The sequence below is a fragment of the Jiella soli genome, assembly GCF_020615385.1.
Taxonomy (GTDB): Bacteria; Pseudomonadota; Alphaproteobacteria; order Rhizobiales; family Rhizobiaceae; genus VKMB-3413.
Window position 1 is genome coordinate 166,902 of sequence record NZ_JAJAVB010000032.1, and the last position, 26,090, is coordinate 192,991.

The 26,090-nt window shown below is 64.5% G+C and carries 25 protein-coding genes; 16 read left to right on the forward strand and 9 right to left on the reverse strand.

Annotated features, from left to right (window positions below; genetic code table 11):
• Nucleotides 1-34: 34 nt before the first annotated feature.
• The 3 genes from LH400_RS20975 to LH400_RS20985 all read right to left on the reverse strand — a co-directional run bounded on the left by LH400_RS20975 (nt 35) and on the right by LH400_RS20985 (nt 2,916).
• Nucleotides 35-1,723 (reverse strand): bifunctional protein tyrosine phosphatase family protein/NAD(P)/FAD-dependent oxidoreductase, encoded by a 1,689-nt coding sequence (locus tag LH400_RS20975; RefSeq protein WP_229155274.1) that lies wholly within the window; start codon nt 1,721-1,723, stop codon nt 35-37.
• A gap of 117 nt (nt 1,724-1,840) precedes the next feature.
• Nucleotides 1,841-2,275: an ArsR/SmtB family transcription factor gene (locus LH400_RS20980; RefSeq protein ID WP_229155276.1), complete on the reverse strand. Its 435-nt coding sequence runs from the start codon at nt 2,273-2,275 to the stop codon at nt 1,841-1,843.
• A complete protein-coding gene (locus LH400_RS20985) occupies nt 2,275-2,916 on the reverse strand; it encodes a peroxiredoxin (protein WP_229155278.1) in 642 nt (213 codons plus the stop codon). The genes LH400_RS20980 and LH400_RS20985 overlap by 1 nt, the downstream gene beginning before the upstream one ends.
• A gap of 307 nt (nt 2,917-3,223) precedes the next feature.
• On the opposite strand from LH400_RS20985, the gene LH400_RS20990 reads away from it, so the two are divergent.
• The 8 genes from LH400_RS20990 (at nt 3,224) to LH400_RS21025 (ending at nt 11,269) form a co-directional block, all read left to right on the forward strand.
• Entirely contained in the window at nt 3,224-3,862 is a 639-nt protein-coding gene (locus tag LH400_RS20990; RefSeq protein WP_229155279.1) for a peroxiredoxin, read from the forward strand.
• Nucleotides 3,863-4,016: 154 nt separating this feature from the next.
• Complete coding sequence (locus LH400_RS20995; RefSeq protein WP_229155280.1) at nt 4,017-4,901, forward strand: MBL fold metallo-hydrolase; 885 nt, start codon at nt 4,017-4,019, stop codon at nt 4,899-4,901.
• Nucleotides 4,902-5,095: 194 nt separating this feature from the next.
• Nucleotides 5,096-5,800 carry a FadR/GntR family transcriptional regulator gene (locus tag LH400_RS21000; RefSeq protein WP_229155281.1) on the forward strand — a complete coding sequence of 235 codons (705 nt, stop codon included), beginning with the start codon at nt 5,096-5,098 and terminating at the stop codon, nt 5,798-5,800.
• Nucleotides 5,797-6,978 (forward strand): PLP-dependent transferase, encoded by a 1,182-nt coding sequence (locus LH400_RS21005; RefSeq protein WP_229155282.1) that lies wholly within the window; start codon nt 5,797-5,799, stop codon nt 6,976-6,978. Before LH400_RS21000 ends, LH400_RS21005 begins: the two co-directional genes overlap by 4 nt.
• A gap of 40 nt (nt 6,979-7,018) precedes the next feature.
• Nucleotides 7,019-8,275 carry an ABC transporter substrate-binding protein gene (locus LH400_RS21010; protein ID WP_229155283.1) on the forward strand — a complete coding sequence of 419 codons (1,257 nt, stop codon included), beginning with the start codon at nt 7,019-7,021 and terminating at the stop codon, nt 8,273-8,275.
• 123 nt (nt 8,276-8,398) lie between these two features.
• Nucleotides 8,399-9,331 (forward strand): carbohydrate ABC transporter permease, encoded by a 933-nt coding sequence (locus LH400_RS21015; RefSeq protein ID WP_370638451.1) that lies wholly within the window; start codon nt 8,399-8,401, stop codon nt 9,329-9,331.
• A 2-nt stretch (nt 9,332-9,333) separates the two neighbouring features.
• A complete protein-coding gene (locus LH400_RS21020) occupies nt 9,334-10,173 on the forward strand; it encodes a carbohydrate ABC transporter permease (protein ID WP_229155285.1) in 840 nt (279 codons plus the stop codon).
• A gap of 13 nt (nt 10,174-10,186) precedes the next feature.
• The gene (locus tag LH400_RS21025) at nt 10,187-11,269 is read left to right on the forward strand and encodes an ABC transporter ATP-binding protein (RefSeq protein WP_229155287.1); all 1,083 of its coding nucleotides are present in this window, start codon (nt 10,187-10,189) and stop codon (nt 11,267-11,269) included.
• 76 nt (nt 11,270-11,345) lie between these two features.
• Here LH400_RS21025 and LH400_RS21030 read toward each other — a convergent pair whose 3' ends face one another.
• The 5 genes from LH400_RS21030 to LH400_RS21050 form a co-directional block, all read right to left on the reverse strand.
• The gene (locus LH400_RS21030) at nt 11,346-11,594 is read right to left on the reverse strand and encodes a hypothetical protein (RefSeq protein WP_229155289.1); all 249 of its coding nucleotides are present in this window, start codon (nt 11,592-11,594) and stop codon (nt 11,346-11,348) included.
• A 226-nt stretch (nt 11,595-11,820) separates the two neighbouring features.
• A complete protein-coding gene (locus tag LH400_RS21035; RefSeq protein ID WP_229155291.1) occupies nt 11,821-12,033 on the reverse strand; it encodes a cold-shock protein in 213 nt (70 codons plus the stop codon).
• A gap of 419 nt (nt 12,034-12,452) precedes the next feature.
• Nucleotides 12,453-12,944 carry a hypothetical protein gene (locus LH400_RS21040; RefSeq protein ID WP_229155293.1) on the reverse strand — a complete coding sequence of 164 codons (492 nt, stop codon included), beginning with the start codon at nt 12,942-12,944 and terminating at the stop codon, nt 12,453-12,455.
• Between the two features lie 525 nt (nt 12,945-13,469).
• On the reverse strand, nt 13,470-13,721 hold the full coding sequence (locus tag LH400_RS21045) for an Lrp/AsnC ligand binding domain-containing protein (RefSeq protein WP_229155294.1): 252 nt from the start codon (nt 13,719-13,721) through the stop codon (nt 13,470-13,472).
• A 213-nt stretch (nt 13,722-13,934) separates the two neighbouring features.
• Nucleotides 13,935-14,828: a LysR family transcriptional regulator gene (locus LH400_RS21050; RefSeq protein ID WP_229155296.1), complete on the reverse strand. Its 894-nt coding sequence runs from the start codon at nt 14,826-14,828 to the stop codon at nt 13,935-13,937.
• 103 nt (nt 14,829-14,931) lie between these two features.
• Between LH400_RS21050 and LH400_RS21055 the strand changes: the two genes are divergently transcribed.
• The 3 genes from LH400_RS21055 to LH400_RS21065 all read left to right on the forward strand — a co-directional run bounded on the left by LH400_RS21055 (nt 14,932) and on the right by LH400_RS21065 (nt 17,034).
• Nucleotides 14,932-15,795 carry an SDR family oxidoreductase gene (locus tag LH400_RS21055; protein ID WP_229155297.1) on the forward strand — a complete coding sequence of 288 codons (864 nt, stop codon included), beginning with the start codon at nt 14,932-14,934 and terminating at the stop codon, nt 15,793-15,795.
• A gap of 29 nt (nt 15,796-15,824) precedes the next feature.
• On the forward strand, nt 15,825-16,298 hold the full coding sequence (locus LH400_RS21060) for an AtaL-like protein (protein WP_229155300.1): 474 nt from the start codon (nt 15,825-15,827) through the stop codon (nt 16,296-16,298).
• 67 nt (nt 16,299-16,365) lie between these two features.
• The gene (locus LH400_RS21065; protein ID WP_229155301.1) at nt 16,366-17,034 is read left to right on the forward strand and encodes an NAD(P)-dependent oxidoreductase; all 669 of its coding nucleotides are present in this window, start codon (nt 16,366-16,368) and stop codon (nt 17,032-17,034) included.
• Nucleotides 17,035-17,238: 204 nt separating this feature from the next.
• Here the strand turns inward: LH400_RS21065 and LH400_RS21070 are convergent, their stop codons facing one another.
• Nucleotides 17,239-17,988 (reverse strand): SDR family oxidoreductase, encoded by a 750-nt coding sequence (locus tag LH400_RS21070; RefSeq protein ID WP_229155303.1) that lies wholly within the window; start codon nt 17,986-17,988, stop codon nt 17,239-17,241.
• A gap of 98 nt (nt 17,989-18,086) precedes the next feature.
• Here LH400_RS21070 and LH400_RS21075 point away from each other — a divergent pair, with 98 nt between their 5' ends.
• The 5 genes from LH400_RS21075 (at nt 18,087) to LH400_RS21095 (ending at nt 26,090) form a co-directional block, all read left to right on the forward strand.
• Nucleotides 18,087-18,992: an AraC family transcriptional regulator gene (locus tag LH400_RS21075; protein ID WP_229155305.1), complete on the forward strand. Its 906-nt coding sequence runs from the start codon at nt 18,087-18,089 to the stop codon at nt 18,990-18,992.
• A 472-nt stretch (nt 18,993-19,464) separates the two neighbouring features.
• Nucleotides 19,465-20,493, forward strand: coding sequence for a hypothetical protein (locus LH400_RS21080; RefSeq protein ID WP_229155306.1), 1,029 nt, complete (start codon nt 19,465-19,467; stop codon nt 20,491-20,493).
• A gap of 8 nt (nt 20,494-20,501) precedes the next feature.
• Entirely contained in the window at nt 20,502-22,076 is a 1,575-nt protein-coding gene (locus tag LH400_RS21085; protein WP_229155307.1) for a B12-binding domain-containing radical SAM protein, read from the forward strand.
• 148 nt (nt 22,077-22,224) lie between these two features.
• A complete protein-coding gene (locus tag LH400_RS21090) occupies nt 22,225-23,895 on the forward strand; it encodes an AMP-binding protein (protein WP_229155309.1) in 1,671 nt (556 codons plus the stop codon).
• Entirely contained in the window at nt 23,892-26,090 is a 2,199-nt protein-coding gene (locus LH400_RS21095; protein ID WP_229155311.1) for a cytochrome P450, read from the forward strand. Before LH400_RS21090 ends, LH400_RS21095 begins: the two co-directional genes overlap by 4 nt.

Here is a 26,090-nt window from a genome sequence, read left to right on the forward strand (position 1 = left end):
ATCCCGGTTGGATCGCCGCAGATCGCCGTGGCCATCAGGCGGCGCCGGCCTTTTCATGTTCGGGCCTTGCCATCGGCTCGCGTCCCTTCAGCATCGCCTGCCAGTAGACCGGCGGCAGGATCTTTTCCTTTAGCAGCCAGGCGGTCTTGGAGGGCTTCAGGTCGTCGATGAACCATCTGGGGAAGCTCGGCACGCGCCGACCGCCATAAGCGAATTCGGCGAGCACGACCTTGCCGCGCTCCACGGTGAGCGGGCAGGAGCCATAGCCATCGTAGATCGCCTTGCGCGGCTCATCAATGCGGCCGAGGTCACGCAAGAGGTTCTCCGCGACCACCGGCGCCTGCTTGCGGGCAGCGGCAGCGGTCTTGGCATTCGGCGCGCTCATGACGTCGCCGAGGCTGTAGATGTCGGGATAGCGCACATGGCGCAGCGTCGCCTGGTCGACCTCGACCCAGCCCGCCTCGTTGGCGAGTGGCGAGACACGGATGAAGTCGGGCGCGGTCTGTGGCGGGACGACATGGATCATGTCGAACTTGCGCTCGACGATCTCCTTGTTGCCCCCGGCATCGGTCTTTTCGAACCAGGCGGTCTTCGCCGGCCCGTCGATCTTCTTGAGGTCGTGGTTGAAGGTGAGGTCGATGCCGTAGCGCTTGACGTATTCCATGAGCGCCGGGACGTAGTCCTTGACCCCGAAGAGGACGCCGCCGGCGTTGAGAAACTCGACATTGACGTTTTCGAGGTCTCCTCGCCGCTCCCATTCGTAAGCGGAGAGGTACATCGCCTTCTGCGGAGCGCCGGCGCATTTTATCGGCATTGGCGGTTGGGTGAACAATGCCGTTCCGCCCGAGAGCGACCGGACCAGCTCCCAGGTGTAGGGAGCGAGATCGTAGCGGTAGTTCGAGGTGACGCCGTTGCGGCCGAGGGTTTGCTCCAGACCCTCGACACCGCCCCAGTTCAATTTGAGGCCCGGCGCGACGATCAGCTTCTTGTATCTGACCACCCGGCAGCCTTCGAGGATCACCGCATGCGCCTCGGGTTCGAAGGCGGCGACCGCCGCGCGGATCCACTTGACCCCGTCCGGGATCAGCGAGGCCATGTCCCTGCGGGTGTCCTCGGGCTTGAACACGCCGCCGCCGACCAACGTCCAGCCGGGCTGGTAGTAGTGGATGTCGGCCGGGTCGATGATCGCGATGTCGAGGTCATTGGCTCGGGCGCGGAGGCTTGCCGCTGCGGCGATGCCGCCGGCGCCGCCGCCGACGATGACGATGTCGTGGCTGGTCTCGCTCGTGTCCAGGGGAACGTGCCCACCATTGGCGATACGGCGGGTGACGCCGGACATGTCGTAGCCGGCGGACTTTGCCCGTTCGAGGATCTCGGGAAGCGGCATCCGACCAGCCTGAGACAGCGACCACAGCGTGGTCGAGCGGGTCCCCGAGCGGCAGAAGGCGACGACCGGCTTCGGCAGTTCCTCGAGGGTCGCGCCGAACCTTGCCGCGTCCTCGTCCGACACCTTGCCCGTCTCGACGGGAAGGTAACGCGCCTCCATGCCAGCTGCTGTCGCTGCCGCCTCGATCTCCGCGAAGGTCGGCTGATCTCCGCCTTCGCCGTCGGGGCGGTTGGCGATGATCGCGCGGAAGCCGGCGGACTTCAGGCCGGGGATCTCCTCCGGCCGGACCTGATCGCGCACGGCGATCTGGGGTGTGAGTTTCTTGGCCTCTGACATGAGAGTCTCCCTTTTTATCCGTTGTTCTTCGATCTCGACGTCACGTCTTCTGCGGCGAGCGCCTCTTCCCCGCGCGCCGCATCTCCCGGCGGCTCACGCCGGTCTTTGCCTTCCCGGTCAGCTTGGCTCGGCGAGGGCTGCCGCCTTTTGCGGACGATCGGGATCGCCATCGGTACCTGCGGAGGGGCCGACCTTCGCGAAGACGGCGGCCGTGATCGGCACGACGGGCCTGCGTTCCATGGCGGGTGAGCGACCCGGCACAGCCGTGTTGCACAGGAGATTGAGGACCCGCTCCACCCGTTCGTCCGTCAGCCGGTAGAACACCTGCTTGGCCTGCCGCCGCGGCGCGATCAGGCCGGCCTTTCGCAGGTCGGTCAGCTGCTGGGACAGGGACGGTTGCTGCAGGCCGAGATCGGTCTCGAGTTCGCCAACCGAGCGTTCGCCGGCGGCAAGGTGACAGACGATCGCCAGCCGCGCGGGGTGGCTCAGCCGCTTGAAGAGGTCGGCGGTTTCAAGGATCGGCTCACTGTCGATCCGCGGAGGCGTCTCCATCACTCCGACGCCTCCAGCTTGCGGGTGCGATAGAGCCAGTCGGAGACGCCGAGACCGTCTTCGCGAACCATGTCCGCGAAATCGATAATCTCTTCGCCGGGCTGCCAGCCTTCGGGGGTGGCGACGTCGTGGCTGTCGGAAAGTTGCAAGGCGCGGACGGTGCGCAGGATTTCGGCGACGGAGCGCCCGGTGGACATCGGATAGAAGGACGACATCCTGACGATCCCCTGCGGATCGATGATGAAGAGGCCGCGCACCGTCGCGCTGGTGCCGGCGGCTGCGTCCAGCATGCCGAAAGCCTTCGCGATCGCCATCGACGGGTCCTCGCCGACCGGGAAGGGGACCTTCAGGGCGAAGCGTTCCTCGATCGCCCGGACCCAGGCGAGATGCGAGAACAGGCTATCGACGGAGAGGCCGAGGAGATCGCAGCCGATCGCATCGAACGTCTCCGCGGCCTTGGCGAAGGCGACGAACTCGGACGTGCAGACCGGGGTGAAATCCGCCGGGTGGGAGAAGAAGACGAGCCACCGGCCGCGATGATCCGACAGCCTGACCTCGCCCTTGGTGGAGCGGCAGGAGAAGTCCGGCGCGACGTCGCCGATGCGCGGCTGGTGCTGGGGCTTGGAGGCGGGGTCCGACATGCGATCTCCATCAGTTCGATTTCAAAATATGCATATTATACCTCTTGTCAATATACCATATCGTAATCTATATGCGGGGTGCCGATGATAATTCATGCCGCAGAGGCCAGAGGCAGGGTTGAGCGGGTGGGAATCGTATAAATATTCTGCAAGTGAAAGGCCGTTATCCGTCCGGCGGACGGGAAATGCCGGCGATCGACTGCTGCCTGAATCGCGAGATGCCGGTTACGCGGCTCTTGGCCCGTCGCGAGGGTCGCCCCGTGCCGCTTCGGCGGACCAACCACGACAGACGAAAGGACGATGTAAGATGTCACTGAGGATCGGAGACACAGCACCCGATTTCGAGATCGAGACCACGCAGGGCCGCATTCGCTTCCATGACTGGGCGAACGGATCCTGGGTCTTCTTCTTCTCCCATCCGGCGGACTTCACCCCGGTCTGTACGACTGAAATGGGTCGGACGGCTCAGCTTGCGCCGGAATTCGAAAAGCGTGGCGTCAAACCGCTCGGCCTGTCGACCGACAGCGTCAAGGAGCATCTCGCCTGGATCTCCGACGTCGACGCGACACAGAATACGACGCTGACCTTTCCGATCGTCGCCGACAAGGACAAGAAGGTCGCCGAGCTCTACGGCATGATCCATCCGGGCGAGGACGATACGGCGGCGGTGAGAACCGTCTTCCTGATCGATCCCAAGATGAAGATCCGCCTGACCATGGCCTATCCGATGACGGTCGGTCGGAACTTCTCCGAAATCCTCAGGGCGATCGACGCGCTGCAGCTGACGGACCGGATGTCCGTCGCCTGTCCGGCGGACTGGAAGCCGGGGGACAGGGTGATCATCCGCCCGTCGCTGTCGGACGAAGAGGCGAAGCGGCAGTTTCCGCAGGGCTTCGAGACGCTGCGGCCTTATCTCAGGCTGACCGATGTCGGCACCGCCGACTGACGAGCATCAGGCCGACGCCGCCGCGCCCGGAGCGGGCGGCGTCGGAAATGACGCCCGCGAGCGGGCGCAGATGGGCTCTGCCGGCCCTTGGCCGCCGAACGGGTCAGGAAATCCGGCGAGCATCCCACAGAACGACAAGGAGGAGGAAGTTACGATGGCCTACCCCGTCCATCTCGACGTGAAGCCGAAGGTCAAGGGATTCTTCGACCCGGCGACCAACACGATCAGCTATGTCGTAAAGGATCCGGCATCCGATGCCTGCGCCATCGTCGATTCCGTCATGGATATCGACTATGCGGCCGGCCGCATCAGCTACACCCATGCCGACGAGATCATCGCCTATGTCAGGTCCGAGGGTCTCAAGGTCGAGTGGCTGATCGAGACGCATGTTCATGCCGATCACCTCTCGGCCGCGCCTTACATCCAGGAGAAGCTCGGCGGCAAGCTCGGCATCGGCCGCAACATCACGGTCGTCCAGGACACCTTCGGCAAGATCTTCAACGAAGGGACAAAGTTCCAGCGCGACGGCTCGCAGTTCGACCGGCTGTTCGACGACGGCGACATCTATTCGGTCGGCGAGATGGCCTGCGTGGCAATTCACACGCCCGGCCATACCCCCGCCTGCATGACCCATGTGATGGGCGACGCCGCCTTCGTAGGCGATACGCTGTTCATGCCCGATGGTGGCTCGGCGCGCGCCGACTTTCCGGGCGGCGACGCCGGCACGCTCTACGACTCGATCCAGAAGGTGCTCGCTCTGCCGGACGAGACGCGGCTGTTCATGTGTCACGACTACGCTCCCAACGGCCGCGAAATCCGTTGGGAGACCACCGTCGGCGAGGAAAGGAAGCACAACATCCATGTCGGCGGCGGCAAGGCGAAAGAGGAATTCGTCAAATACCGCACCGAGCGAGATGCGACGCTGGGCATGCCGAAGCTGATCATCCCGTCGCTGCAGGTGAACATGAAGGCGGGCGCGCTGCCCGAGCCGGAAGACAACGGCATGCGCTATCTGAAGGTCCCCATCGGGGCGCTGTAAAGCTCCTCGGGACCGGCCGAGACGCTGGAAAATGGTCGCTGCGGGTCACGTGATCCGCAGCGATCGTCATGTGAGAGAGGACGATCCTGAGCGTTCCGGCCGGGCCGGATTTGAGGGGGACGGACACCAAGGCCGTTGACAGGAACCTCGCCAGCTTATCTGATGTCAGACAAGTCAGCCTCGGGAATTTCCTCGTGTCCGTCGGACTTGTCGCTCTTCCAAGGTCATACCGCACCGCCGATGCCGTGACGGCGCTCGGCGATTTCATCGCCCGTTCCGATCTGTCGCCCGGCGAGAAGCTTCCCTCGGAGCGCGAGATCATGGAGGCCCTCGGAGTCGGGCGCTCGACCGTCCGCGAGGCCGTGCGCCAGCTTCAGGCGCTGGGCGTGGTGCAGACACGCAAGGGGGTTGGCACTTTCCTTCTGACGCGGGTGAGCGGCAAGACGGTACATCTTCCGCTCCATCTCGAGACGGGAGAGCTGCGCGACGCGCTCCTGCAGACGCTGGAGGTTCGCCGCGGGCTGGAGGCGGAAGCGAGCGCCCTTGCCGCGACGCGGGCGACCGCCTCGGATCTGGAGCGGATGCGGCAGACGCTCGAGGAAATGGAGCGCGTGCATCTGGAACGGGGCACGGCCGGACGCGAAGACCTCGCCTTCCACCTCACCATCTACGACGCCAGCCGCAACCCGCTGTTCCGCCAGCTTCTGGAGCAGATCCGCGAGGCGTTCGAGCACTTCTTCGAAAAGCCCTTCGACCGGCCGGACTTCGCCCGGCGATCCTTTCCCTTCCACCGCGAGCTCTTCGACGCGATCTCGGCTGGCGATGCCGAGACGGCGCGGGGAAAGACGCTGGCGATCCTCGACATCGTCGAGGAAGACATCAAGGACATGTCCCGATGACCGAGGAGGTCGATCTCGCCGAGGCCATGCGGATCGTCGCGCATGACGATCCCAATCCCTACGAGGCGGTCGTTCCGCCGATCGTGCAGACGTCGCTGTTCACCTTCAAATCCTATCAGGACATGGAGGAGACCTATCGCGGGCTGAAGGTGCGGCCGACCTATTCGCGCGGGCTGAATCCGACCGTGCGCATCTTCGAGGAGAAGCTCGCCGAACTCGAGCGGGCCGAGGATGCGCTGGGCTTTGCCAGCGGCATGGCCGCGATCTCCTCGACGGTGCTGACCTTCGTCGAGCCCGGCGACAGGATTGTCTGCGTGCGCCACGTCTATCCGGACGCCTATCGCCTGTTCGAAGGGCTGATGAAGCGGCTGAAGGTCGAGGTCACCTATGTCGACGGCCGCGATCTCGATCAGGTCGCCGCGGCGTTGCCGGGTGCGCGGCTCTTCTACATGGAGAGCCCGACCAGCTGGGTGATGGAGACCCACGACGTTTCGACCCTGGCGGCGCTGGCGCGCGAGCATGGCGCGGTGTCGGTGATCGACAATTCCTGGGCTTCGCCGATCTTCCAGACGCCGGTCGCGCTCGGCTGCGATCTCGTGCTGCATTCGGCGTCGAAATATCTCGGCGGCCACAGCGACGTCGTCGCCGGCGTCGTCGCCGGATCCCGCGAGCTGATCGGCCGCATCCGCTCGGGCGCGCTGCCCTATCTCGGCGGCAAGCTCTCGCCCTTCGACGCCTGGCTGCTCATCCGCGGGCTGCGGACCCTGCCGATCCGCATGAAGGCGCACGAGGTGGCGGCGCTCGACATCGCCCGGCGGCTCGCCGCCCATCCCGCCGTCGCCTCCGTGCAGCATCCCCGGCTCGTCGGCAACGCGCTGCCGAAGGGGCTGAGCGGAACCTCCGGCCTGTTCTCCTTCACGTTCAAGGAGGGGATCGACATTCCCGCCTTCGCCGATGCGCTGACGGTGTTCAGCCTGGGCGTGAGCTGGGGCGGGCATGAGAGCCTGGCTGTGCCAGGCAGGGTGGTTCGGGCGCAGGCGGCTGGGCCCAACCCCGCGCTCGCCTTCGGCATAGATGAGAATTCGGTGCGGCTGCATGTCGGCCTGGAGGGGGCCGATCTGCTTTGGCGGGATCTCGAGGCGGCGATCGGCGCCGGCCTCGGCGACCGCGACAGGTGAAGACAGACGGCGATCGGGATTAACGAGAAGGAGGGAAGTGATGAAGAAACTGCTTTTGGCCGCGACCATGCTGGCCGGAATGGCGATGCCGGGTCATGCCGACACGGTGCTGAAGCTGACCGAGGTGATCACCAGCCCGGAGCGGACCGAGACGCTGAAGAGCCTCGTCGACAAGTTCGAGACCGAAAACCCGGGCACGACGGTCGAGATCACCTCGCTGCCCTGGGGCGAGGCCTTCGAGAAGTTCGCGACGATGGTCTCGGCCGGCGAGACGCCGGATGTCGTCGAGATGCCGGACACCTGGCTCGCGCTCTATGGTAAGAACGGCGCGCTCGAGAACCTCGAGCCATACCTCAAGGACTGGCAGTACACGTCCGACCTCAACGACCGCGCCCTGGAGTTCGGACGCGCCGTCGACAAGACCGCCTACACGCTGCCCTATGGCTTCTATCTGCGCGCGCTCTTCTACAACAAGGCGCTGTTCAAGGACGCCGGCGTCGAAAACCCGCCGAAGACGCTCGCCGAGTTCCACCACATCGCGGCGAAGGTCGCCAAGCTCCCGGGCAAGTCGGGCTATTGCCTGCGCGGCGGTCCGGGCGGCCTCAACGGCTGGGTGATGTTCGGCGCGACCATGGCCGGCAGCAACGAGTTCTTCAAGGACGACGGCACCTCCACCTTCGCCGATCCCGGCTGGGTGAAGGGCCTCGCCTTCCTGATCGACATGTACAAGGACGGGCTGGCGCCGAAGGACTCCGTCAACTGGGGCTTCAACGAGATCGTCGCGGGCTTCTATTCCGGAACCTGCGCCATGCTCGACCAGGATCCGGACGCGCTGATCGCGATCGACCAGCGCATGAAGGAGGACGAATACGGCGTCGCGCCGATGCCGAAGGGGCCGGACGGCAAGGCCTTCCCGACCATCGGCTATGCCGGCTGGTCGATGTTCGCCAACAGCGAGCACAAGGACCTCGCCTGGAAGCTGATTGCGACGCTCGAAGGGCCCGAGGGCAACATCGCCTGGAACAAGCGGACGGGGGCGCTGCCCGTGCTGAAGTCGGCAGAGAGCGACCCGTTCTACGCCCAGGACAAGTTCAAGGGCTGGTTCGAGGAACTCAACGATCCCGACGTGCACCCGACCATGATGCCGACGGATCTGGAAGAGTTCGCCTTCTTCAAGGACTCGCTCGTCATCAAGACCAGCCAACAGGCGCTGCTCGGGCAGATCACGCCGGAAGAACTCGGCCAGGAATGGGCGGACTATCTGACCGCCGCCAAGCAGAAGCAGATGGGCAAATGATGAAGCTCGCGGACGGGTAGGGGCGATCCGTCCGGTGTCCCGGGAGCCGGAGCCAGCCACCGGCCCCCGGGACGCAGCAGCCTTTCTCCGCACAGTCTTCCCGAGCATGATGTCACGGTGGCGATGACCGCAAGCAGTTCAACCGCAGCCGCAAGGCGGCGCCGCAGCCCGCGAAATCGGTTCGGCGCCATGGCCGAGCCCTATCTCTACAGCGCGCCGGCGGTGATCCTCGTGGCCACCGTCATGCTGGTGCCGCTGGTCATCGGCATGACCTACGCGTTTCGCGACATTCGCCTGCTCAATCCGTTCAGCGGCGGCTTCGTCGGGCTGGCCAATTTCCAGAAGCTCGCCAGCGATGCCGACTTCTTCTTGGCGCTGAAGAACACCGTCTTCTGGACCGCCACCTCGGTGTTTTTCCAGTTCACCCTCGGCCTGATCCTGGCGCTTCTGCTGAACCGGCCCTTCGTTGGGCGCGGCATCGTGCAGGCGCTGGTCTTCCTGCCCTGGGCGGTGCCGAGCTTCCTGTCTGGCCTCGATTGGGCCTGGCTGTTCAATCCGGTGGTTGGGCCGATCCCGCATTGGCTCGTGGCGCTCGGGCTGATGGCCGAGCCGGTGAACATCCTCTCCGACCCGGACCACGCCATGTGGGGACCGATCGTCGCGAATGTCTGGTGGGGCATTCCCTTCTTCGCCATCACCATGCTGGCCGCTCTGCAATCCATCCCGCGCGACATCTACGAGGCTGCGGCGATCGACGGGGCGGGCGCGATCGAACGATTCCGCTCGATCACCCTGCCGTTCCTGGCGCCGACGATCGCCATCGCGGTCCTCCTGCGTACGGTCTGGATCGCCAATTTCGCCGACCTCATCGTGGTTATGACCAAGGGTGGCCCGGCCGACCAGACGCAGATCGTCGCCAGCTATATCTTCACGACGGCCTTCCGCCGTCTCGACTTCGGCTACGCATCGGCAATCGCGATGGTGCTCCTCGTTCTCCTGATGATCTATTCGCTGCTGATCGTGATCCTTCGGCAGACGCTCCTGGCGCGGTCGTGACCATGGCGCGCGTCGATAAGCGTATCCTCGGTCTTGTCGCCCACAGACTGGCGATCTTCGCCTATGTCGTCGTGGCGCTCTTCCCGCTTTTCTGGCTTCTGAAGGTCTCGGTCACCCCGACACGGCTCCTCTATTCGGAAGGCGTCAGACTCTGGCCGTCGGAGATGACCTTCGCGCACTATGCCTTCGTCATCGAGAACAGCTCGTTTCCACAGTTCTTCAAGAACAGTCTGATTGTCTCGCTCTCGACGGCCGCGATCGTCACGCTGGTCGCCGCGGGAGCGGGCTATGCGATGTCGCGGTTTTCCTTCCGCGGCAAGCTGTGGCTCGTCGGCCTGCTGCTCGTCACCCAGATGTTCCCGCTGGTGATGCTGATCGCGCCGATCTTCAGGATCCTGTCGAGCGTCGGCCTGACCAACAGCCTGACCGGCCTGATCCTCGTCTATACCGCCTTCAACGTGCCCTTCGCGGTCTTCCTGATGCAATCCTTCTTCGATTCCATCCCGAAGGATCTCGAAGAGGCCGCGATGATCGATGGGGCGAGCCGCTTCATGGCCTTCCGCCAGATCATCGTGCCACTGACGCTACCTGGCATGGCGGCGACGCTCGGCTTCGTCTTCACCGCCGCCTGGAGCGAGCTTCTCTTTGCGCTGATGCTGATCTCCAAGACGGATGTCAGCACCTTTCCCGTCGGCCTGTTGTCCTTCGTCTCGAAGTTCGGCGTCGACTTCGGGCAGATGATGGCGGCCGGCGTCCTGGCGCTCATCCCCGCCGTCCTGTTCTTCCTTCTGATCCAGCGCTTCCTCGTGCAGGGCCTGACGGCCGGCGCGGTGAAGGGCTGAGGAGCGTTCCACCATGTCCGCAATCGACATCCGTCAGGTACGCAAGTCCTTCCACAATCTGGAAGTCCTGCACTCCGTCGATCTGTCCATCGGCAAGGGGGAATTCATCGTCCTCGTCGGTCCCTCCGGCTGCGGAAAGTCGACGCTCCTGCGCATGATCGCGGGCCTGGAGGAGGTCACCGGCGGCGACATCGTGATCGGCGGCAGGCTGGTCAACGATCTGGCGCCGCGCGAGCGCAATCTCGCGATGGTCTTTCAGTCCTACGCCCTCTACCCGCATATGACCGTCGCCGGGAACATGAGCTACAGCCTGCGTCTGCGCAAATTTGCAAAGGACAAGATAGAGGCGGCGGTCGCCGGCGCGGCCGGGATCCTCGGCCTCACGGACTTGCGGGAGCGCCGCCCGCGGCAGCTTTCCGGCGGCCAGCGCCAGCGCGTCGCCATGGGCCGCGCGATCGTGCGGGAGCCGCAGGCCTTCCTATGGGACGAGCCGCTGTCCAACCTCGACGCGCGGCTGCGCGAGCAGATGCGGGCCGAGATCAAGAAGCTTCACCAGCGCCTCGGGGCGACCTCGATCTACGTCACCCATGACCAGATCGAGGCGATGACGCTGGCCGACCGGATCGTCGCCATGGAATCCGGCACGATCCAGCAGATCGGCTCGCCGGCCGATCTCTACGACAGGCCGGCCAATCTCTTCGTCGCCGGCTTCATCGGCTCTCCGGCGATGAACTTCCTCGGGGCGGATTGCGCCGTGGCGGGCGAGGGGCGGACATGCCTCGTCGCCGACGACGGCCCGCGCTTCGAAATCGCCGGCCTGACCGGAGACCCTTCGGGCGGCCGCGTGACGCTCGGCATAAGGCCCGAGCACGTCCTTCTCGGCGATGCGGCCGGGGAAGGCGCGAGCGACGCCGAGGTCGATCTCGTCGAGCCGACCGGCATGGGCGCGATCGTCCATTTCCGCTTTCGCGAGACCAGCCACAAGGCCTACCATCTGGGACGAGCCGAGTGGCGGCCGGGCGACCGCATCAAGGTCCGTCTTCCGGCAGATCGGCTGCATCTCTTCGCCGCCGAGGACGGACGCCGGATCAACTAGCGGGCCGGTTCTACCGGCGGGCGCCGGCGAGCCTGTCCGGGTTGGAGCAGAGCCTGAGGAGATCGTCCGTCGTGCGTCAGAAACGGCCGGTCGGATCCTGACCGTCAGCCTGCAGGGCCGCCACGAGATCGTCGGTGTCGACAGGGAGCATCCGGACGCGGTTCGAACGCACCGAAATGGCTGGAAGTTGAAGCGTCAGGGATCGGCGATAGGCCGAGAACGACAGTCCGGGGATCTCTTCGCTCTCGATCAGGACACGATACGTGCCAGCCGGAAGCGACATATCGGCGGATGCGAGACGAAATGCCTTCTCGAAAGTCAGCATCGTTTCCCTGGATCGGTCTGCCATCGGAACACGGATCCTGGGATGCGAGCTCTCGCGGGGTATTCGCGCTACTTCGTCGGACGGACCGCCGCTCGCGGCGCGGTCCGGCTCATCATGGAGACACGTCTTGCCGCATTGAGCGGCCGGGTTCGCCAGTACATCCGTGGTCGACCCGGCCTGCTCCATGCGGTTCGTCTGCGGCCGGTATGTCGGCCGCAGGGAAAATTCAGTCGACGGTCGACAGGTTTTCGGCAGCCATCTTGCCGCTCTTGCGGTCGGAGACGAGCTCGTAGGAGACCTTCTGGCCGTCCTGGAGGCCGCTGAGACCAGAGCGCTCGACCGCGCTGATGTGGACGAAGGCATCCGTCCCGCCATCATCGGGCGCGATGAAGCCGAAGCCCTTTTGCATATTGAAGAATTTCACGGTTCCCGTCGTCATGGGACACCCTTTCCATAGAAGTGCTGGCCGGTCCCTGCGCGTCAGGAACCGTTGTAGATCGATGAAATTGGAAAGAATTCAAGAAAATCGCTGCGCAGGCAGCGGGACGTCAAGATGTCTGACCGTCTATCGACGTCTTCTATATCCGCCTTTATGCCTCGATATACAAGAACCGCGTTGGATTTTTATTTTTCCGGACGTGGAGGCGCATGGCACGGTGCTGCCTTTCGATTGCGGTGGAAAGCTGTGCGGCGCGTGGACGCGTTTGCGTGACGATGGGCGGTCAAGCCCGACAGCCTCCTGTGGAACCAGTTCCGGAACCTGGGTCGACGGGAGGGTCGCTGAGCCGGCTTATCGACGTGAGATCGCGACGGGCGGTGAAGAGCTTCGGTGCTCGCCGTGCGTCGCTCCAATTGCGGTTAGAACCCACAGCCTTTGGCCAGATCTTTCATCGCGGACTCCAGGCCGTCGGTTGGGAACAGGCTCTGCTTCACGATCTCTCCAGCTGCCTGCATGCCTGCGGCGATCGGCTGCTGCGCCTTGGCAAGGTCGTTGATGAAGGCGGGCTTCACGGAGGTAACGAATATCAGCCGGCCGCCATCCTGATAGGCGTCGTCCGCGTCCAGCGGCACCACGCCGACCTCATCGAGGCGGACGAGAATGGTCGGCTTGCCGGCTTTCAGCCCGTCCAGCTCCGAGTCCGAAACAGCCTCAGCGGCGGAATAGAAGAAGTCGCGCCGTTCCGTCGTGCAGGCGAACTCCAGCCGGTCGCCACTGTTGTCGGCAAAGGCGAATGCGCGATGAATATTCCGGTCGCCGTCGCCGGGTATCAGGTATGTCCATTCGGCAACGGCCGAACCTGTCGCGAGGACGAGAAGAACGGAAGCGAGTGGGAGAATTGGTCGTCGCATCGGAATGAATTCTCCTTCTACCCATCTCAAGTGCGGCCTCGATCGGACAGATTCGTGTCGAGCACCCAGTCAACGACGGCGGAACCGGAAGTGAAAAGTCTTCCTCATGGCAAAGTGGGTGGCATGATTATAAGCATACGCTACGGAGATTCACAACTTCCGCTGCGGCTGGTGAGGCAATTGGACAAAGGTGGTCTTTACAGGGTGCCTGAGGAAGGCTTGCAGGAAGTCGCGGATCGGCGCCATGGCCCGATCGTCTCGATGCTCGGCCCGGCTCGGCGGCATTCGGTGAGGACGGTTCCTGTAGCGGCGGTTCGGACGGATCTGTCTTCGCTGGGCGATCGGCCGATCCATCGACGGCTTCCCTGATCCAGTCCCGGCACCACTCGGCGCTCGACTTCGTCAGCCGCTCCATTTCGACGATCAAGCTGCAGAGATCGAAGACGCGCTTCCCTTTCCGTGGCAAGCCCGGTGACGACATATGACGGCGGGCTCGTGAGCCCTCGGTCGCTTTGGCTGATGCTGCTATTCGGTCGCGACCGGGCTCGGGCCGCGTTCGAGATAGGTCGACAGGGCGATGTAGCTGCGCGTGCCCTTGAAGCCTTCGATCGAATGGATCCGCTCCAGAAGGTCTTCCAGAGCCTGCGTGTCCCGCGTCCGGACCTTGAGGAGCATGGCGCTCTCGCCGGTGACTGTGTGGATCTCCTCCACCTCGGGCAGTTCTTTCCGGGCCAGGAGGTGGCGCGTCACCGCCCAGTTCGTCGTGTCGACATGCACGAAGGTCAGCAGCGGGCGCCGGAGCTTCGCAGCGTCGAGCGATCCGCGGTCCGAGGAAGGATGTCGACAAGGCTGCCAAGGGCGCGAGGCTGCATCCATGATCGAACACTCGGCTGCCGCCGACCGTCTGTTGGAGATGGGCCCGCCGGATTGGGCATCCCGACGGTTTCGCGTAGGCAGTTCGACAGCGCGGACTGAAAATGTCGTTCGTCGTCAGTTTCCGACGTACCGTGCAAGCTCATCGGGCGTCCCGTTCGGAAATTTTTCCCGCAGATGATCGAGGAAGGCAGACACGCGGGCGCTGAGAAGGCGGCGACTGGGATACAGCGTCCAGAGCGCGATCTCGGGGCCTTCGACGTCGCCCCAGTGGATCAGCGTGCCGGCGGCGAGATCGTGACTGACGAGCGAGATCGGGAGCCGGGCGGCACCGACCCCCATCCGCACGGCGTCGCGGACCATGAGGAGTGACGAGAGGCTCAGGCACGGACGGACCGCGATCACCGACTTGCCGGCAGCCGTCGTCACCCCCCAGGATTCCGCCGGCTCGACCCTGCCGCGCACGACGGCCGGAACGGGAGATCCGTCGGCTGGGGGTTGTATCTCCGGGCTCGCCACGACCACCAGCCGGTCGCGAAGGAAGATTCGTCCGACAAGGCTTTCGTCGGGGTCCGGGTTTACCCGGATCACCAGATCATAGGCTTCCTCGACCATGTCGACGGCCCGGTCTTCCGTCGTGACCTCGAGCCGGACCTCGGGATGCTTCAGCGCGAAGTCGGCGGCCAGCTTCCCCATCGCGGTCTGCGAGAAGAGCAGGGGCGCGCTGATCCGCAGCCGGCCGCGCGGCGTGTGACCGCCAGTCGCAATGGCCGACGTGGTTTCCTCGAGATCGGTGAGTAACGCGCCCGTCCGCTCGAAGAGAGCGCGGCCTTCCTCGGTGAGCTTCAGTGCGCGGCCGCCGCGCTCGAACAGGCGCAGGTCGAGGCTCGCCTCCAGCTCCGCGACCCGGCGCGACAGCGTCGCCTTCGGACGGCCGCTGGCTCGTGCGGCCCGGCCGAACCCTTCGTGCCGGGCGACGAGGTTGAAGTCGGCGAGGGCGAGGAGATCCATCTGTTCCACCTATGAGACGGAGCGTCCAAAATCCGCGCCTATTCGAATGAATGTGGATCACCGATCTTGCAAGTGTCTTCAAACGCGAAACCGGAGTTTCCCCATGACCATTCTCGTGACCGGCGCGACCGGCAATGTCGGCCGCAACGTCGTCGATCAACTCGTCAAGCGTGACGCCGACGTGCGCGCGCTGGTGCGCGATCCCGCGAAAGCCGATTTCCCGGCCAGCGTGGAGGTCGTGAAGGGCGACCTTCTCGACGTCGACGCCCTGCGCCAGGCCTTCTCCGGCGCCTCCACCCTGTTCCTCCTGAACGCGGTGGTTGCCGACGAATTCACCCAGGCGCTGATCGCTCTCAACATCGCCCGCCAAGCGGGGATCGAGCGCATCGTCTATCTCTCAGTGATCCACAGCGACGTCTATGTGAACGTGCCGCATTTCGCCGGCAAGTTCGGCGTCGAGCGCATGATCGAGGCGATGGGGATGAACGCCACCATCCTGCGCCCAGCCTATTACATCGACAACGAAGTCACGATCAAAGACGTCGTCACCGGCTACGGCATCTACCCGATGCCGATCGGCAAGAAGGGGCTGGCGATGATCGATGCCCGCGACGTCGGTGAGGTCGCCGCGATCGAGCTCGTGCGCCGCGAACGGTCTCCCGTCCCGCTGCCGATCAACCGCATCAACCTCGTCGGCCCGGACACGCTGACCGGCCCCGACGTCGCGGCGATCTGGAGCGAGGTGCTCGGCCGTCCGATCGCCTATCCGGGCGAGGATATCGGCGGCTTCGAGCAGAACCTGCGCCAGGCGATGCCGGGCTGGATGGCGCTCGACATGCGCGTCATGGCCGAGCGCTTCATCACGGACGGCATGGTACCGGAAGCTGGCGACGTCGAGCGGCTGACCGCGATGCTCGGGCGCCCGCTGCGCTCCTATCGCGACTTCGCCGTGCAGATCGCCGGCTGATCCCTCACGCATCTCCAGGAGCATCCATCATGATCTATTCGACCGCCACCGTCCCGGTGAACCCGGAGGGCGAAACCAAACTCACCCGCGAAGAGGCCTGGAAGGGCCTCGAGCTGAAGGCACGCGACGCCCGCCAGTTTCTGCCCGCCGGCCTCTGCACGAGGTGCGACGTGACCGAGGAGAGCGACACCCACTTCGTGCGCGATGCGACCATCGCCGGGGCCGATCTTCGCGAGATCATCGTGCTCGAGCCGCAGACGAAGGTCACCTTCTTCCAGGCCACCGGTCCCCGCGAGGGCGCGATCGTCAACGAGCTCTTCGAGGACGAGGCCGGCGCATTGCAGCTTCGCTTCTATTGCTATCTGGGCCTGCGCGGCAAGGCGCCCAATGGGCCCGAGGAGCAGACCGAGCAGGCCCAGTTCGACAGCGACAAGGGCTACAAGTCCGCCCTGCTGTCGACCCTGAAGCGCACCCGAGAACTCGTGGCCGAAGGCCGGCTCTGAGCGGATCGACAACCGTCAACCGCGGGATCGCCTTCAGCGAGGCGTTCCGCTTGCGAAAGATAATGCCATGGAACAGTCCTCAGCCGTCGATACCGTCGCGGCCCCGCGAAAACTGCTCGTCCTCGGAGCGACCGGCGGCACCGGCCGACAGATCGTCGCTCAAGCCGTCGAGCGAGGTTGCGACGTCACCGTGCTTGCCCGTAACGCCGAGAAGGCCAGCGGCCTCGACGGGGCGCGGGTCGTCGTCGGAAACGCGCTCGACCGAGCCGTCTTGCGCAGCGCGCTCGAAGGCCGGGATGCTGTCATCAGCGCCCTCGGCACGCCGGCAAGCCCGTTTCGCGAGGTCACCCTCCTGTCCGCCGCGACGCGGATTCTCGTCGACGCAATGCAGGCGGAGAAGGTCCAGCGTCTTGTCGCCATCACCGGCATGGGGGCAGGGGACAGTGTCGGGCACGGCGGCTTCCTCTTCGACCGGCTGATCTTCCCGCTGCTCCTGCGCAAGGTCTACGCGGACAAGAACCGCCAGGAGGCGATCATCCGGGCGAGCGGGCTCGACTGGGTACTTGTCCGTCCGTCCGTCCTGAACGACAAGCCCGGGGGCCGGCCAGTCCGGGTCCTCGCGCACCTCGCTGGCTTCAACGGCGGCACGATCTCGCGGGCGGACGTCGCGCGTTTCGTCCTCGATCAGATGGAGAAAGACGAGTGGCTACACCGTTCGCCGCTGGTCACGTGGTAGGACATATGTGGCTCCGACCGCCCCGGCGGACGGGAACTCGCGACGCGTCGTCAACGGCGCCGAGTTCTTCGTGTCCTGGGAACAGGCGCAGGTTTGGACGGGATCGGGCGCTCTCTTCGCCCGATCCCGCTTTTCATTGGCTTATCAAGGCTGATCGCCCGACGATCCGTCATGCGGCGACAAGAACCCGATCGGACTCAGGCTTTAGCGGTCGGCGAGCACTACGGAATCGGCACCTGCAGGGAGCCGCATCGGGCAGCTTGGATCGGTGGCGGCCCGCCAGACGGCTCCCGCGACGTCGGACGAGCTGGTGAGCGGACCGCCCGCTTCCCGCATCCGCGCAACGACCCCGTTGGTGAAGTCCGCATAGGCTTCGGGAAACCCGCCGGCGCCCTGGATGCGGGCGAAGGCGTTCTTCCCGAAGCTCGTCTCGGGCGCCTGGCCCGGCAGGACGATGCGGGCCGCGATGCCGAAGGGCTCCAGTTCGAGTGCAACGGACTCGGTGAAGGCATTCACGGCTGCCTTGCTCGCCGTGTAGACCGACAGGAGCGGCAGCGGCATCAACGTGACGCTGGACGAGACGTTGACGATCGTGCCCGACCGGCGCTCCCGGAACTGCGGCAGGACGGCCCGCATGACCCGCATGGTCCCGATGGTGTTGGTCTCGAAGATGTCCCGCGCGATGTCCATGGGCGTGCCCTCGAGCGCGTTGAGCCAGCCGATGCCCGCATTGTTGACCAGCACGTCGATCGGTCCTGCGGCTTCGATCGCCTTCCGGACGCTCTCGTCGCTGCGGACGTCGAGGGGGAGAATGCGGAGGTTCTGCGAGGCCGGCAGGACGCTCTCGTCGGGCGTGCGCATCGTCGCGACCACCTTCCAGCCCTGGTCGAGGAAGTGCCTGGCGATGTCGAGCCCGAAGCCGGACGAGCAGCCCGTGATGAGGACGGTGTTCATGATGTCTCCTTGCGTGCGTTTTCGCTCGAGACATGTGGACGACCGGCGCCAGACTTTCTATCATCGCAAGTCCGTCTGGCATTCGCGGGCGTCCTGAAATGACTGATCCTCTGGCGGATGTCGTCGCACTGCTCCAGCCGAGCCTGCCGTTCTCCAAGCAGGCCAGCGGCGCGGGATCGTGGTGGATCGACGTGCCGGTGACGGGGGACCCCCTGTTCTGCGTGATCCTTGAGGGATCCGCGTTTCTGTCGCTTCCGGAACAAGCGCCTGTCGAGTTGCGGGAGAACGACTTCATCCTCGTGCCGACAAGCCGGGAGTTCGCCATGTCAAGCCTCGACGACCGTGCGCCGAAGGGGCAGACGGTCGTGACGATGCTGGAGGACGAGACGCGGCATGGCGATCCCGAAGGGCCGACGAATGTCCGCATGCTTGCCGGCCGCCTGTCCTTCGGCTCGCCGGATGCCGGGCTCCTCCTGGCCCTCCTTCCGGACGTCATCCATGTTCGGGGACTCAAGCGCATCGCCACGCTGGTGCAGCTCCTCAGGAACGAAGCGCAGGATCACAGGGCGGCGCGGGAGATGGTTCTCGAGAGATTGCTCGAGGTGCTCCTCATCGAGGCTCTGAGAGCGGCATCGGACAGCGCGGCGCCGCCCGGGCTCATCCGCGGTCTCGCGGACGCCCGGCTGGCGAGTGCCATACGCTGCATCCATGGGAACCCGCGCCACGGCTGGACGGTGGCCGAGCTCGCCCGAGCGGCATCCCTTTCCCGCTCGGTCTTCTTCGACAGGTTCCGCCGCGAAGTCGGCCTCACGCCGATGGAATACCTGTTGTCCTGGAGGATGGCCCTTGCGAGGAACATGCTGCGGCGCCAAGGCGGAAGTGTGAAGGAAGTCGCCGACACCGTCGGCTACGGATCCGCCAGCTCCTTCAGCGTCGCCTTTACCCGCTTCGTAGGTGTCCCGCCGGTGCAATTTGCGCGGATGGACGCCGTTGGGGAAGGCTAAGGCTTCAGGCGCGTCGTCCGCGTTCCGACAGGCCCGTTCAGGAGCCTTTCATGGTGCGGGCATCGCGACAGCGGCGGTAGCAAGCGGGCGAAGCGGTTGCGAATGGTTGCCCAAGTGCCGGCGGGCTCGGCTGTGGACTGCGTGCCGGGTTTTCCCGGCCTTGCCGCTGACACCGGCTACGCGTCCCCAAGACGTCTTCCATCTGCAGGCAGGCGACGCGGCACCGCCCAAAGCACGATCTGGCCTACGAACTTGCCGCCTCGAGTTCGGAATTCGTCGTCGTGTCACATGTTTCACGCTCCGGAGTACAACCAGCCTTCCTGATGAGTACAACCAGCCTTGCCGACAATGCGTATGTTTGCCACCGAGCGAAGAATCTTGTGTGCGCTCGGACGCTTACCGATTTGACTTCGCGGACTTGGGCGGCTCTACAGCCGGGCAATCTCATCCGCCGTGGGTAGGCAACGAATCAATGCAGACGGACAAGAGACGCCGCCTTCTCAAACATTTGACGTCGGATTGGGGGGGCGAGCCGCTCGATGACGACGGCACCGTGCGCATCCTGAACCGCGACGGCACGCGTCCCGTGATCATCTGGTGCTTCAATGTCCAGAACGAGTTTCCGACGATGGCCGCAGGCCTCGGTCCGGACCAACCTCTGATCGGCGTGCGCTCTCTCCACCTTGTCGAATCGCTTGGGCCGGGACGATTCCACCAGAACCTCGATACAGCCGACGAATACACGCGCATCATCGAAAGCTGCCCGGATCTGGATCTCAGCGACTGTGTCGTCGGTGGCAATTGTCAGGGGGCCTACGTCTCGTTCCGGATCGCGGAGAATCTGCTCGCGAAGGGCGCTATGGTTCGCGTGATTTCGATGGAAGCGCAGCCGTTTCTTCCCTTGCCGTGCCCTGTGGGCTTCGTGTTCGGCGCGTACAGCGAATTGTTCAATCCGTTTCTTCGTGGGGAGGCGCCGGAGGCGAAATGGAGGGACATGTTTGAGGCGGCAATGGTCGAGATCGTTCCGGCCAAACACGGAGAATTTTTTACGCCGGAGAATCATCCGGACCTTTGCGCGGCGATCTCACGCCTGGTGGCGAAGGTGCCCGAGACGAGGGTGGACCTGCCCCCGGTAGAAATCTCGCTGGAACTCTGCGGGCAGCCTGATGTGTTGGCAGCGGGCGGAAGGGTGTCGATGCCGGTCCGCGTCTCGGCCAGCGGGGGGGATCCGGCTCTGCTGGGCCCGCTGAATTTGCGGTACGCCTGGCTATCGGTCGAGAATGGAGTATTTGTCGGCCCTGACAGCCAGTCGGTGCCCAGCACGCTTGGCGACAGCGAGCCCATGGTGGCAAGCTTCGATGTTCCGCTAGACGCAGGTGAGTGGGATCTCCACTTCTATCTCAGTCGCGAGGATGGCGGACCGGTCTCGTGGCACATCAACCGGGCCCCGAAGGTCTCGGCCGTAGTCGTTCGTGAGGGCGACATGGTCGCGACGAATTAGGGCACGCAATGCGCATCTATCTGATCTCGCCGGCACCCGATTTCGGCATCCGAGCGCTGAACAACGACTGCGCTATCGGGTTCTCCAAGTCCTACGCCATGAACGCGGCGGCGGGCATCGCGACGGTTGCAGCCTTCTTTCCGGACGATATGGACATCCGGCTGTGCGACGAGATCGTCGAACCCGTCGACTACGAGGATCCCGCCGATATCATCGCCGTCAGCATGAATGTCGCGCAGGCGCCGCGCGGGGTGGAAATGGCGAGGCGATTTCGCGAGAAGGGCAAGACGGTGGTGTTTGGCGGGGCTCACGTCTCGCTGGCGCCGCAGCTTTTCGAGGGTCTCGCCGACTGCCTCGTCGTCGGCGAGTTCGAGGCGATCGCTGCGCAGTTCGTCGCGGATCTTCAGGCGGGCAGGCTGAAGCCGCGCTATGATGGCGCCAAACCCGATCTCGCGACCTCTCCGAAGCCACGCTGGGACCTCTACCCCAACCATCTCGCACTGGCCGGTGTCGTCCAGACAAGTCGCGGCTGCCCGTTCGACTGCCATTTCTGCGATGTGATCCAGTATCTCGGACGCGTTCAGCGTCACAAGCCGACCGAGCGGGTCGTCGAGGAGGTGCACGCGCTCTATGATCTCGGCTATCGCCAGATCAATCTGTCCGACGACAATTTCACTGTCTATCGACAACGCACGCGCGCGCTCTTGTCTGCACTGGCTGAGTGGAATGGGGCGGACGGACGCGAGCCGGTCAGCTTTCTGACGCAGATGTCGATCGATGTCGCCCGGGACCCGGATGTCCTCACCCTCTGCAATCAGGCCGGCCTCCGCTTCGGCCTGGTCGGCATCGAGACCAGCAATGTCGAGGCACTGAAGGAAAGCCGGAAGCGCCAGAATCTGAAAATCGACCTCGTCAAACAGGTGGAGACGATCGTTCGCGCGGGTATCTCCGTCCAGGCGGGGCTTATGGTCGGCTTCGATAATGACGATCTGTCCTCTTTCGAGCGGCAACTCGAATTTGCTCAGGCGATGCCGATCATCGTCTTCCGACCTGCGGTCCTCGTGGCCCCGCTCGCGACTCCCCTCTACGATCAGATGAAGGCGGCCGGCCGCATCGTCGAGGACCCGAAGGCAACCCTCGCCCCCTTCGGCAGCTCGCTGACGAACATCGAGCCCCTGCAGATGACCCGCGAACAGCTGGCCGAAGGCGCCGAATGGCTGAGGCGGCAGATTCTGGCGCCGGACAACGTGATCAAGCGCTTCGAGTATTACGGTCGCGTGGTCGGCGAGATTCCCTCGCATCTCGTTCCCCGACAAGGCGGTGCGCAGTCCAAAAAGGCGGCGCCATTTCTCGAACTGTTCGGGCTGGGCGCACGGGATCGGGACCTGCGCCGGGTCATCGAATGCGTCAATGACATTGCAAGTGTGCGGCCGCGCGTCCGCAGTGACCTGATGCTGGCTCTCGGGATGTACCTGAACAGTTATGTGAGGCAGCCGCGCGAAATGGACGACCCCTTCAACGGCGCGTCGGGATCGATGGGTCGCCCTGCCGAGCCGATGTGGGGTGCCCAAGCCGGAGCGTAATCCGATCTAGGAACAAAGGTGAAGGCTTGCCGCTCCTCGCGACTTCAAAGCTCCACCGATGTTGGCAGGTATTCACCCCCGATGAGCGCCTTCACTTGGAAGAAAACGGGATCGCCGCATTCATCGCCGGCACCGCAATGAGCCTGGAATGTCACGCCTGTCGGAATTGATACTGAGCCGCCTCGAAGAGCGCCACGACACCCCGCAGATTACGGTCTTGCGCCGCAGCGGCGTGCCGCTGGACCTGTCGGGCGCGCATCTTCATGCCGCCGCGATGTCGCTCGCGGCGTCGTGGCAGGATCGGCTCGGGCCCGGTCCGCATACGCTGGTGCTTGCTCTTTCCGCTGGCGAGCGGTTTCTGACGGCACTTCTGGCGGGCCTGCTCGCCGGGCACACGATCGTTCCGGTCGCCTTGCCGAGGGGCGGGTCGCAGTCGGAGCGTCTGCGCCACATCGTTCGGGATTGCGGGGCGTCCGTCGTCTTCTGCGAAGAGACGTCCCGCGATCCGATCGCCCGGCACCTGGTCGATGGCGGCACCTCCGAGCCCACCTGCCCGTTCGTCACCCTCGATGACGATACGGCCGTACCGGTCACGCGTTTCCAGCAAGATGACACGCCGCGGCCCGCGGTGATCCAGTACACCTCCGGATCGACGCGGCTGCCGAAGGGCGTGCGCATCTTCGGCGACCAGATCCTGGCGAATGGCGACCTGGTCGCCCGCTGCTGGGACATGAATCCCGCGACCCGCTTCGTGAACTGGCTGCCGCATTTTCACGACATGGGCCTGATGGGCGGCATTCTCTATCCGCTGTTGACGGGTGCCTATTCGGTGCAGATGAGCCCGCTCGAAATGGTTCGTCGTCCTGCAACGTGGCTGCGGGCGATCTCGGATCACCGCGCGACGTTCAGCGGCGGGCCGGCCTTCGCCTTCTCCGATTGCCTGCGGCGGATCACGGAGGAGGAATGCGAGGGCCTCGACCTGTCGACCTGGCGCCGCGGCTTTTGCGGAGCAGAACCGGTGCCGGCGGATCTACTGCCGCAGTTCCGCCGTCGCTTCCAACCCTACGGGCTCGATCCGAAAGCGGTGTTCGCCTGCTATGGACTGGCCGAAATGACGCTCTACGCCGCAGGCGGCCCGGAGCCCGAAGGTGACCTGCCGACGCATCCGAGCGGCTGCTCCTCCGTGCATCCGTGTGCCTTGCCGGAAGAAACGCGCGCCAATCTGCGCATCGTCGATCCTGAAACCGGACATGGTGTCGCCGACGGTCGTCAGGGCGAGATCTGGCTGAAGGGCCCATCGAAGGGCGACGGATATCAGAACCTGCCGGATGAAACGGCCTCGACCTTCGCGGCGACGCTTCCAGGCGATGACGGGCCGGGAGGCTGGCTCAGGACGGGAGATCTCGGCGTCATCGAAAACGGCCTTCTCTACGTCAACGGCAGGCTGAAGGACACGCTGATCGTGAACGGGCGAAAGATCGCCGCCGCAGAGCTGGAATGGCTGGCCGGCGGGATCCACGCGTCGCTCAATCCGCTCGCCGCCGCCGCCATTTCGCCGGACCCGAGTGAAAGCGGCGTCGCGGCATTGCTCATCGAGCTGAAGCCGGGCTACGAGGGGCCCCGTGATCCCGGCGCGGTGCGCTCAGCCATTGAGCGGGCGGTTCTCGGCGAATGGGGGATCCGTCTCGAAGACGTCCGAATTCTGGCCCGTGGGAGCCTCGAACGCACATCGAGCGGGAAGATCAGGCGCCAGGCGGCTGCCGAATTCTATCGACGCGATCGCTGCCAACAGCAAAGCGACAAGGTACTCTCAGCTTGAAACAGCATGACTGGCACGTGCAAGCGCTCGTGGAACGGGACCCCGAGCGGATTGAAGCGATTCTGCGATCTCCTGCCTTCGCAGTGAGCGATGCGGACGCATATCTTCGTGAAATCGAGCTTCAGACGGGAGAGGATTTCAGCGCCCTGCGCGACATCTCCCGTTTCGGTCTGCTCTATCAAAATGGTGCAGAACATCTGGCGCTTCGGCGACTGATTGCGGCCTTTTTCAGCGACCGCGCCGTCTTTGCCTGGCAAGGCGTCGTGGATGAGGCCGTGGGCGCTGCTCTCACGAGGCTGGAGACGGCGAAGTCCCCCGATCTCGTTGAAGATTTCTGCCAGCCATTGCTCCTTTCAGCCATCGAGCGGATCGTCGGATTCACGGATGACAGGGCGACGCCACTGTTTCCTTTGATTTCCAAGGCGCAGCAACTCCCCGAGCCGCTACTTCCGCTGCGCGAGTTGCGAGTGATGAATGCGGCGGCGTCCTATGTGAAAAACCTGTTGCCAACGCTGGAGGAGGCCCATGAACGCGACCCCTCCTGTCTGCTGAGCTATCTTCATGAACGCCGCGGCAAGGCGCCCGAAGGTGTGGATCTGCGAGCAACCGCGTTCACGACCGTGCTGGCTGCAAACAGTGTGTCGCAGAGCTTGGGCTTCGCGCTCTACGGCATGCTCATGGGTGAGCCCGAGAAATGGAGCGAGGCGGCACAGGTCGGCTGGGCCGAGAGGCATCTGGACAAGATTCTCAGCCAGTATCCTTCGACGCTGATCTTCATGCGCAAGGTCGACCGGGACATCGAGATCGATGGGTGTCCCTATTCCGCCGGCCAAGTCAGCCTGTTGAGTATAGCCACCGCAAATACCGGCCTTCGAGCCAGAGAAGCGGAGGACGGAAGATCCAGGCGCAGTCTCACCTTCGGAAGAGGGGCACACAAGTGTCCTGGCGAGAGCCTTGCGCGCCTTATCTTTGCCTCTGCCATTCCCGCCATTGCCAAACGGTTTCCCAGGCTTGCCCTGCATAAGGACCAGGTTCGCTTTCATGCGACGGCCATGGTGCAATATCCGGTCGCCATTCCCTGTGAACTCGAAGGGCGGACGCGCCGGGTGAATGCCCGGCTGGTCGAGGTCAAGGATATCGCCACAGCCCGCGCCATCGTCAACAACGACACCGACTTTTCGCCCCCGGTCATGGAACCGCATCTCAGAGAGCTTGCGGTGACGAGCGGCAAGGATCTGTCCCAGGCGATCCGGATCGCCCGCAACGCGATGTTCTTCATGACCGGCGAGCGGCATGCGCTGGCGCGTCGCGCCGTGGCGGAGTGTCTGGGTGGAAACCGGGTGTCAAATTGGCAGCCCCTGGTCGATCGGGAGGTTCAAGCGGCGCTCGACGGACTGTCGGCCGCGGCTGCGCCGGATCTGATCCACGACTTCGCCGATCCGCTTTTCCGCGGCATCACGAAATCGATCCTCGGCCTTCGGTCGACGGATGAGACACGCTTCGACAGCCTGGCGCCGATCCTCCAGGACGTGCTGGAGCCGTGGCTTCCCATGCGGGAGCTCCTGCGCATGCAGGATCTCTTCGCCGAGCTTCTCTCCCTGATCAGCGTGCCCGGCCCGGGCGAGCGCGCGGGTAACGCGACGCTTCTTTCCTCCATGCTCGACGCCGACCTCCCGGAGTTCGAGGAAGAGGACGTCAAGGCGCTGGTTCTGGTGTTGTACGGCGCGAGCTTCAATCTCGCCCACACCCTGGGCAACATCCTTCACTGGATTCTCATCCAGCCGCCGGAGGAGCGCGGCGACCTCTCCGATCCTGCCTGGACGGAGGGGAACCTCGAGCTCCTGACCTCGCTTTGCGCCTCGCCGAAATACATCTATCGCATGGCGCGCCGGCCGGTCGCGGCGGGCGACCTGAACCTCGACGCAGATGTAACGGCGCGCATGCAGCTTCTGTCGGTGAACCGGGGCGTCGCCACAGGCCACCTTGCCTTCGGCCATGGCCTGCACCGTTGTGTCGGTGCGCAGCTCACGCGGCTGATGTTGCGGCGCGCCGTTCCGGCGCTGTTCCAGCGCCACCCCACGCTGACGCTGGTCACGCAAGGCCATCGCTATTTCAAAATGTCCCAGACGGTGGCGATGGAAAACCTGCCGTGTCGCATGGACACTCACGCAGAGCCCAAGAAGGAACTTGCCTGA

What these genes read in the sequence shown, in the direction of transcription:
- LH400_RS20975 (WP_229155274.1), bottom strand. Translation starts at nt 1,723, where the DNA reads ATGTCAGAGGCCAAGAAACTCACACCCCAGATCGCCGTGCGCGATCAG.
- LH400_RS20980 (WP_229155276.1), bottom strand. Translation starts at nt 2,275, where the DNA reads ATGGAGACGCCTCCGCGGATCGACAGTGAGCCGATCCTTGAAACCGCC.
- LH400_RS20985 (WP_229155278.1), bottom strand. Translation starts at nt 2,916, where the DNA reads ATGTCGGACCCCGCCTCCAAGCCCCAGCACCAGCCGCGCATCGGCGAC.
- LH400_RS20990 (WP_229155279.1), top strand. Translation starts at nt 3,224, where the DNA reads ATGTCACTGAGGATCGGAGACACAGCACCCGATTTCGAGATCGAGACC.
- LH400_RS20995 (WP_229155280.1), top strand. Translation starts at nt 4,017, where the DNA reads ATGGCCTACCCCGTCCATCTCGACGTGAAGCCGAAGGTCAAGGGATTC.
- LH400_RS21005 (WP_229155282.1), top strand. Translation starts at nt 5,797, where the DNA reads ATGACCGAGGAGGTCGATCTCGCCGAGGCCATGCGGATCGTCGCGCAT.
- LH400_RS21010 (WP_229155283.1), top strand. Translation starts at nt 7,019, where the DNA reads ATGAAGAAACTGCTTTTGGCCGCGACCATGCTGGCCGGAATGGCGATG.
- LH400_RS21015 (WP_370638451.1), top strand. Translation starts at nt 8,399, where the DNA reads ATGACCGCAAGCAGTTCAACCGCAGCCGCAAGGCGGCGCCGCAGCCCG.
- LH400_RS21020 (WP_229155285.1), top strand. Translation starts at nt 9,334, where the DNA reads ATGGCGCGCGTCGATAAGCGTATCCTCGGTCTTGTCGCCCACAGACTG.
- LH400_RS21025 (WP_229155287.1), top strand. Translation starts at nt 10,187, where the DNA reads ATGTCCGCAATCGACATCCGTCAGGTACGCAAGTCCTTCCACAATCTG.
- LH400_RS21030 (WP_229155289.1), bottom strand. Translation starts at nt 11,594, where the DNA reads ATGCTGACTTTCGAGAAGGCATTTCGTCTCGCATCCGCCGATATGTCG.
- LH400_RS21035 (WP_229155291.1), bottom strand. Translation starts at nt 12,033, where the DNA reads ATGACGACGGGAACCGTGAAATTCTTCAATATGCAAAAGGGCTTCGGC.
- LH400_RS21040 (WP_229155293.1), bottom strand. Translation starts at nt 12,944, where the DNA reads ATGCGACGACCAATTCTCCCACTCGCTTCCGTTCTTCTCGTCCTCGCG.
- LH400_RS21050 (WP_229155296.1), bottom strand. Translation starts at nt 14,828, where the DNA reads ATGGATCTCCTCGCCCTCGCCGACTTCAACCTCGTCGCCCGGCACGAA.
- LH400_RS21055 (WP_229155297.1), top strand. Translation starts at nt 14,932, where the DNA reads ATGACCATTCTCGTGACCGGCGCGACCGGCAATGTCGGCCGCAACGTC.
- LH400_RS21060 (WP_229155300.1), top strand. Translation starts at nt 15,825, where the DNA reads ATGATCTATTCGACCGCCACCGTCCCGGTGAACCCGGAGGGCGAAACC.
- LH400_RS21065 (WP_229155301.1), top strand. Translation starts at nt 16,366, where the DNA reads ATGGAACAGTCCTCAGCCGTCGATACCGTCGCGGCCCCGCGAAAACTG.
- LH400_RS21070 (WP_229155303.1), bottom strand. Translation starts at nt 17,988, where the DNA reads ATGAACACCGTCCTCATCACGGGCTGCTCGTCCGGCTTCGGGCTCGAC.
- LH400_RS21075 (WP_229155305.1), top strand. Translation starts at nt 18,087, where the DNA reads ATGACTGATCCTCTGGCGGATGTCGTCGCACTGCTCCAGCCGAGCCTG.
- LH400_RS21080 (WP_229155306.1), top strand. Translation starts at nt 19,465, where the DNA reads ATGCAGACGGACAAGAGACGCCGCCTTCTCAAACATTTGACGTCGGAT.
- LH400_RS21085 (WP_229155307.1), top strand. Translation starts at nt 20,502, where the DNA reads ATGCGCATCTATCTGATCTCGCCGGCACCCGATTTCGGCATCCGAGCG.
- LH400_RS21090 (WP_229155309.1), top strand. Translation starts at nt 22,225, where the DNA reads ATGTCACGCCTGTCGGAATTGATACTGAGCCGCCTCGAAGAGCGCCAC.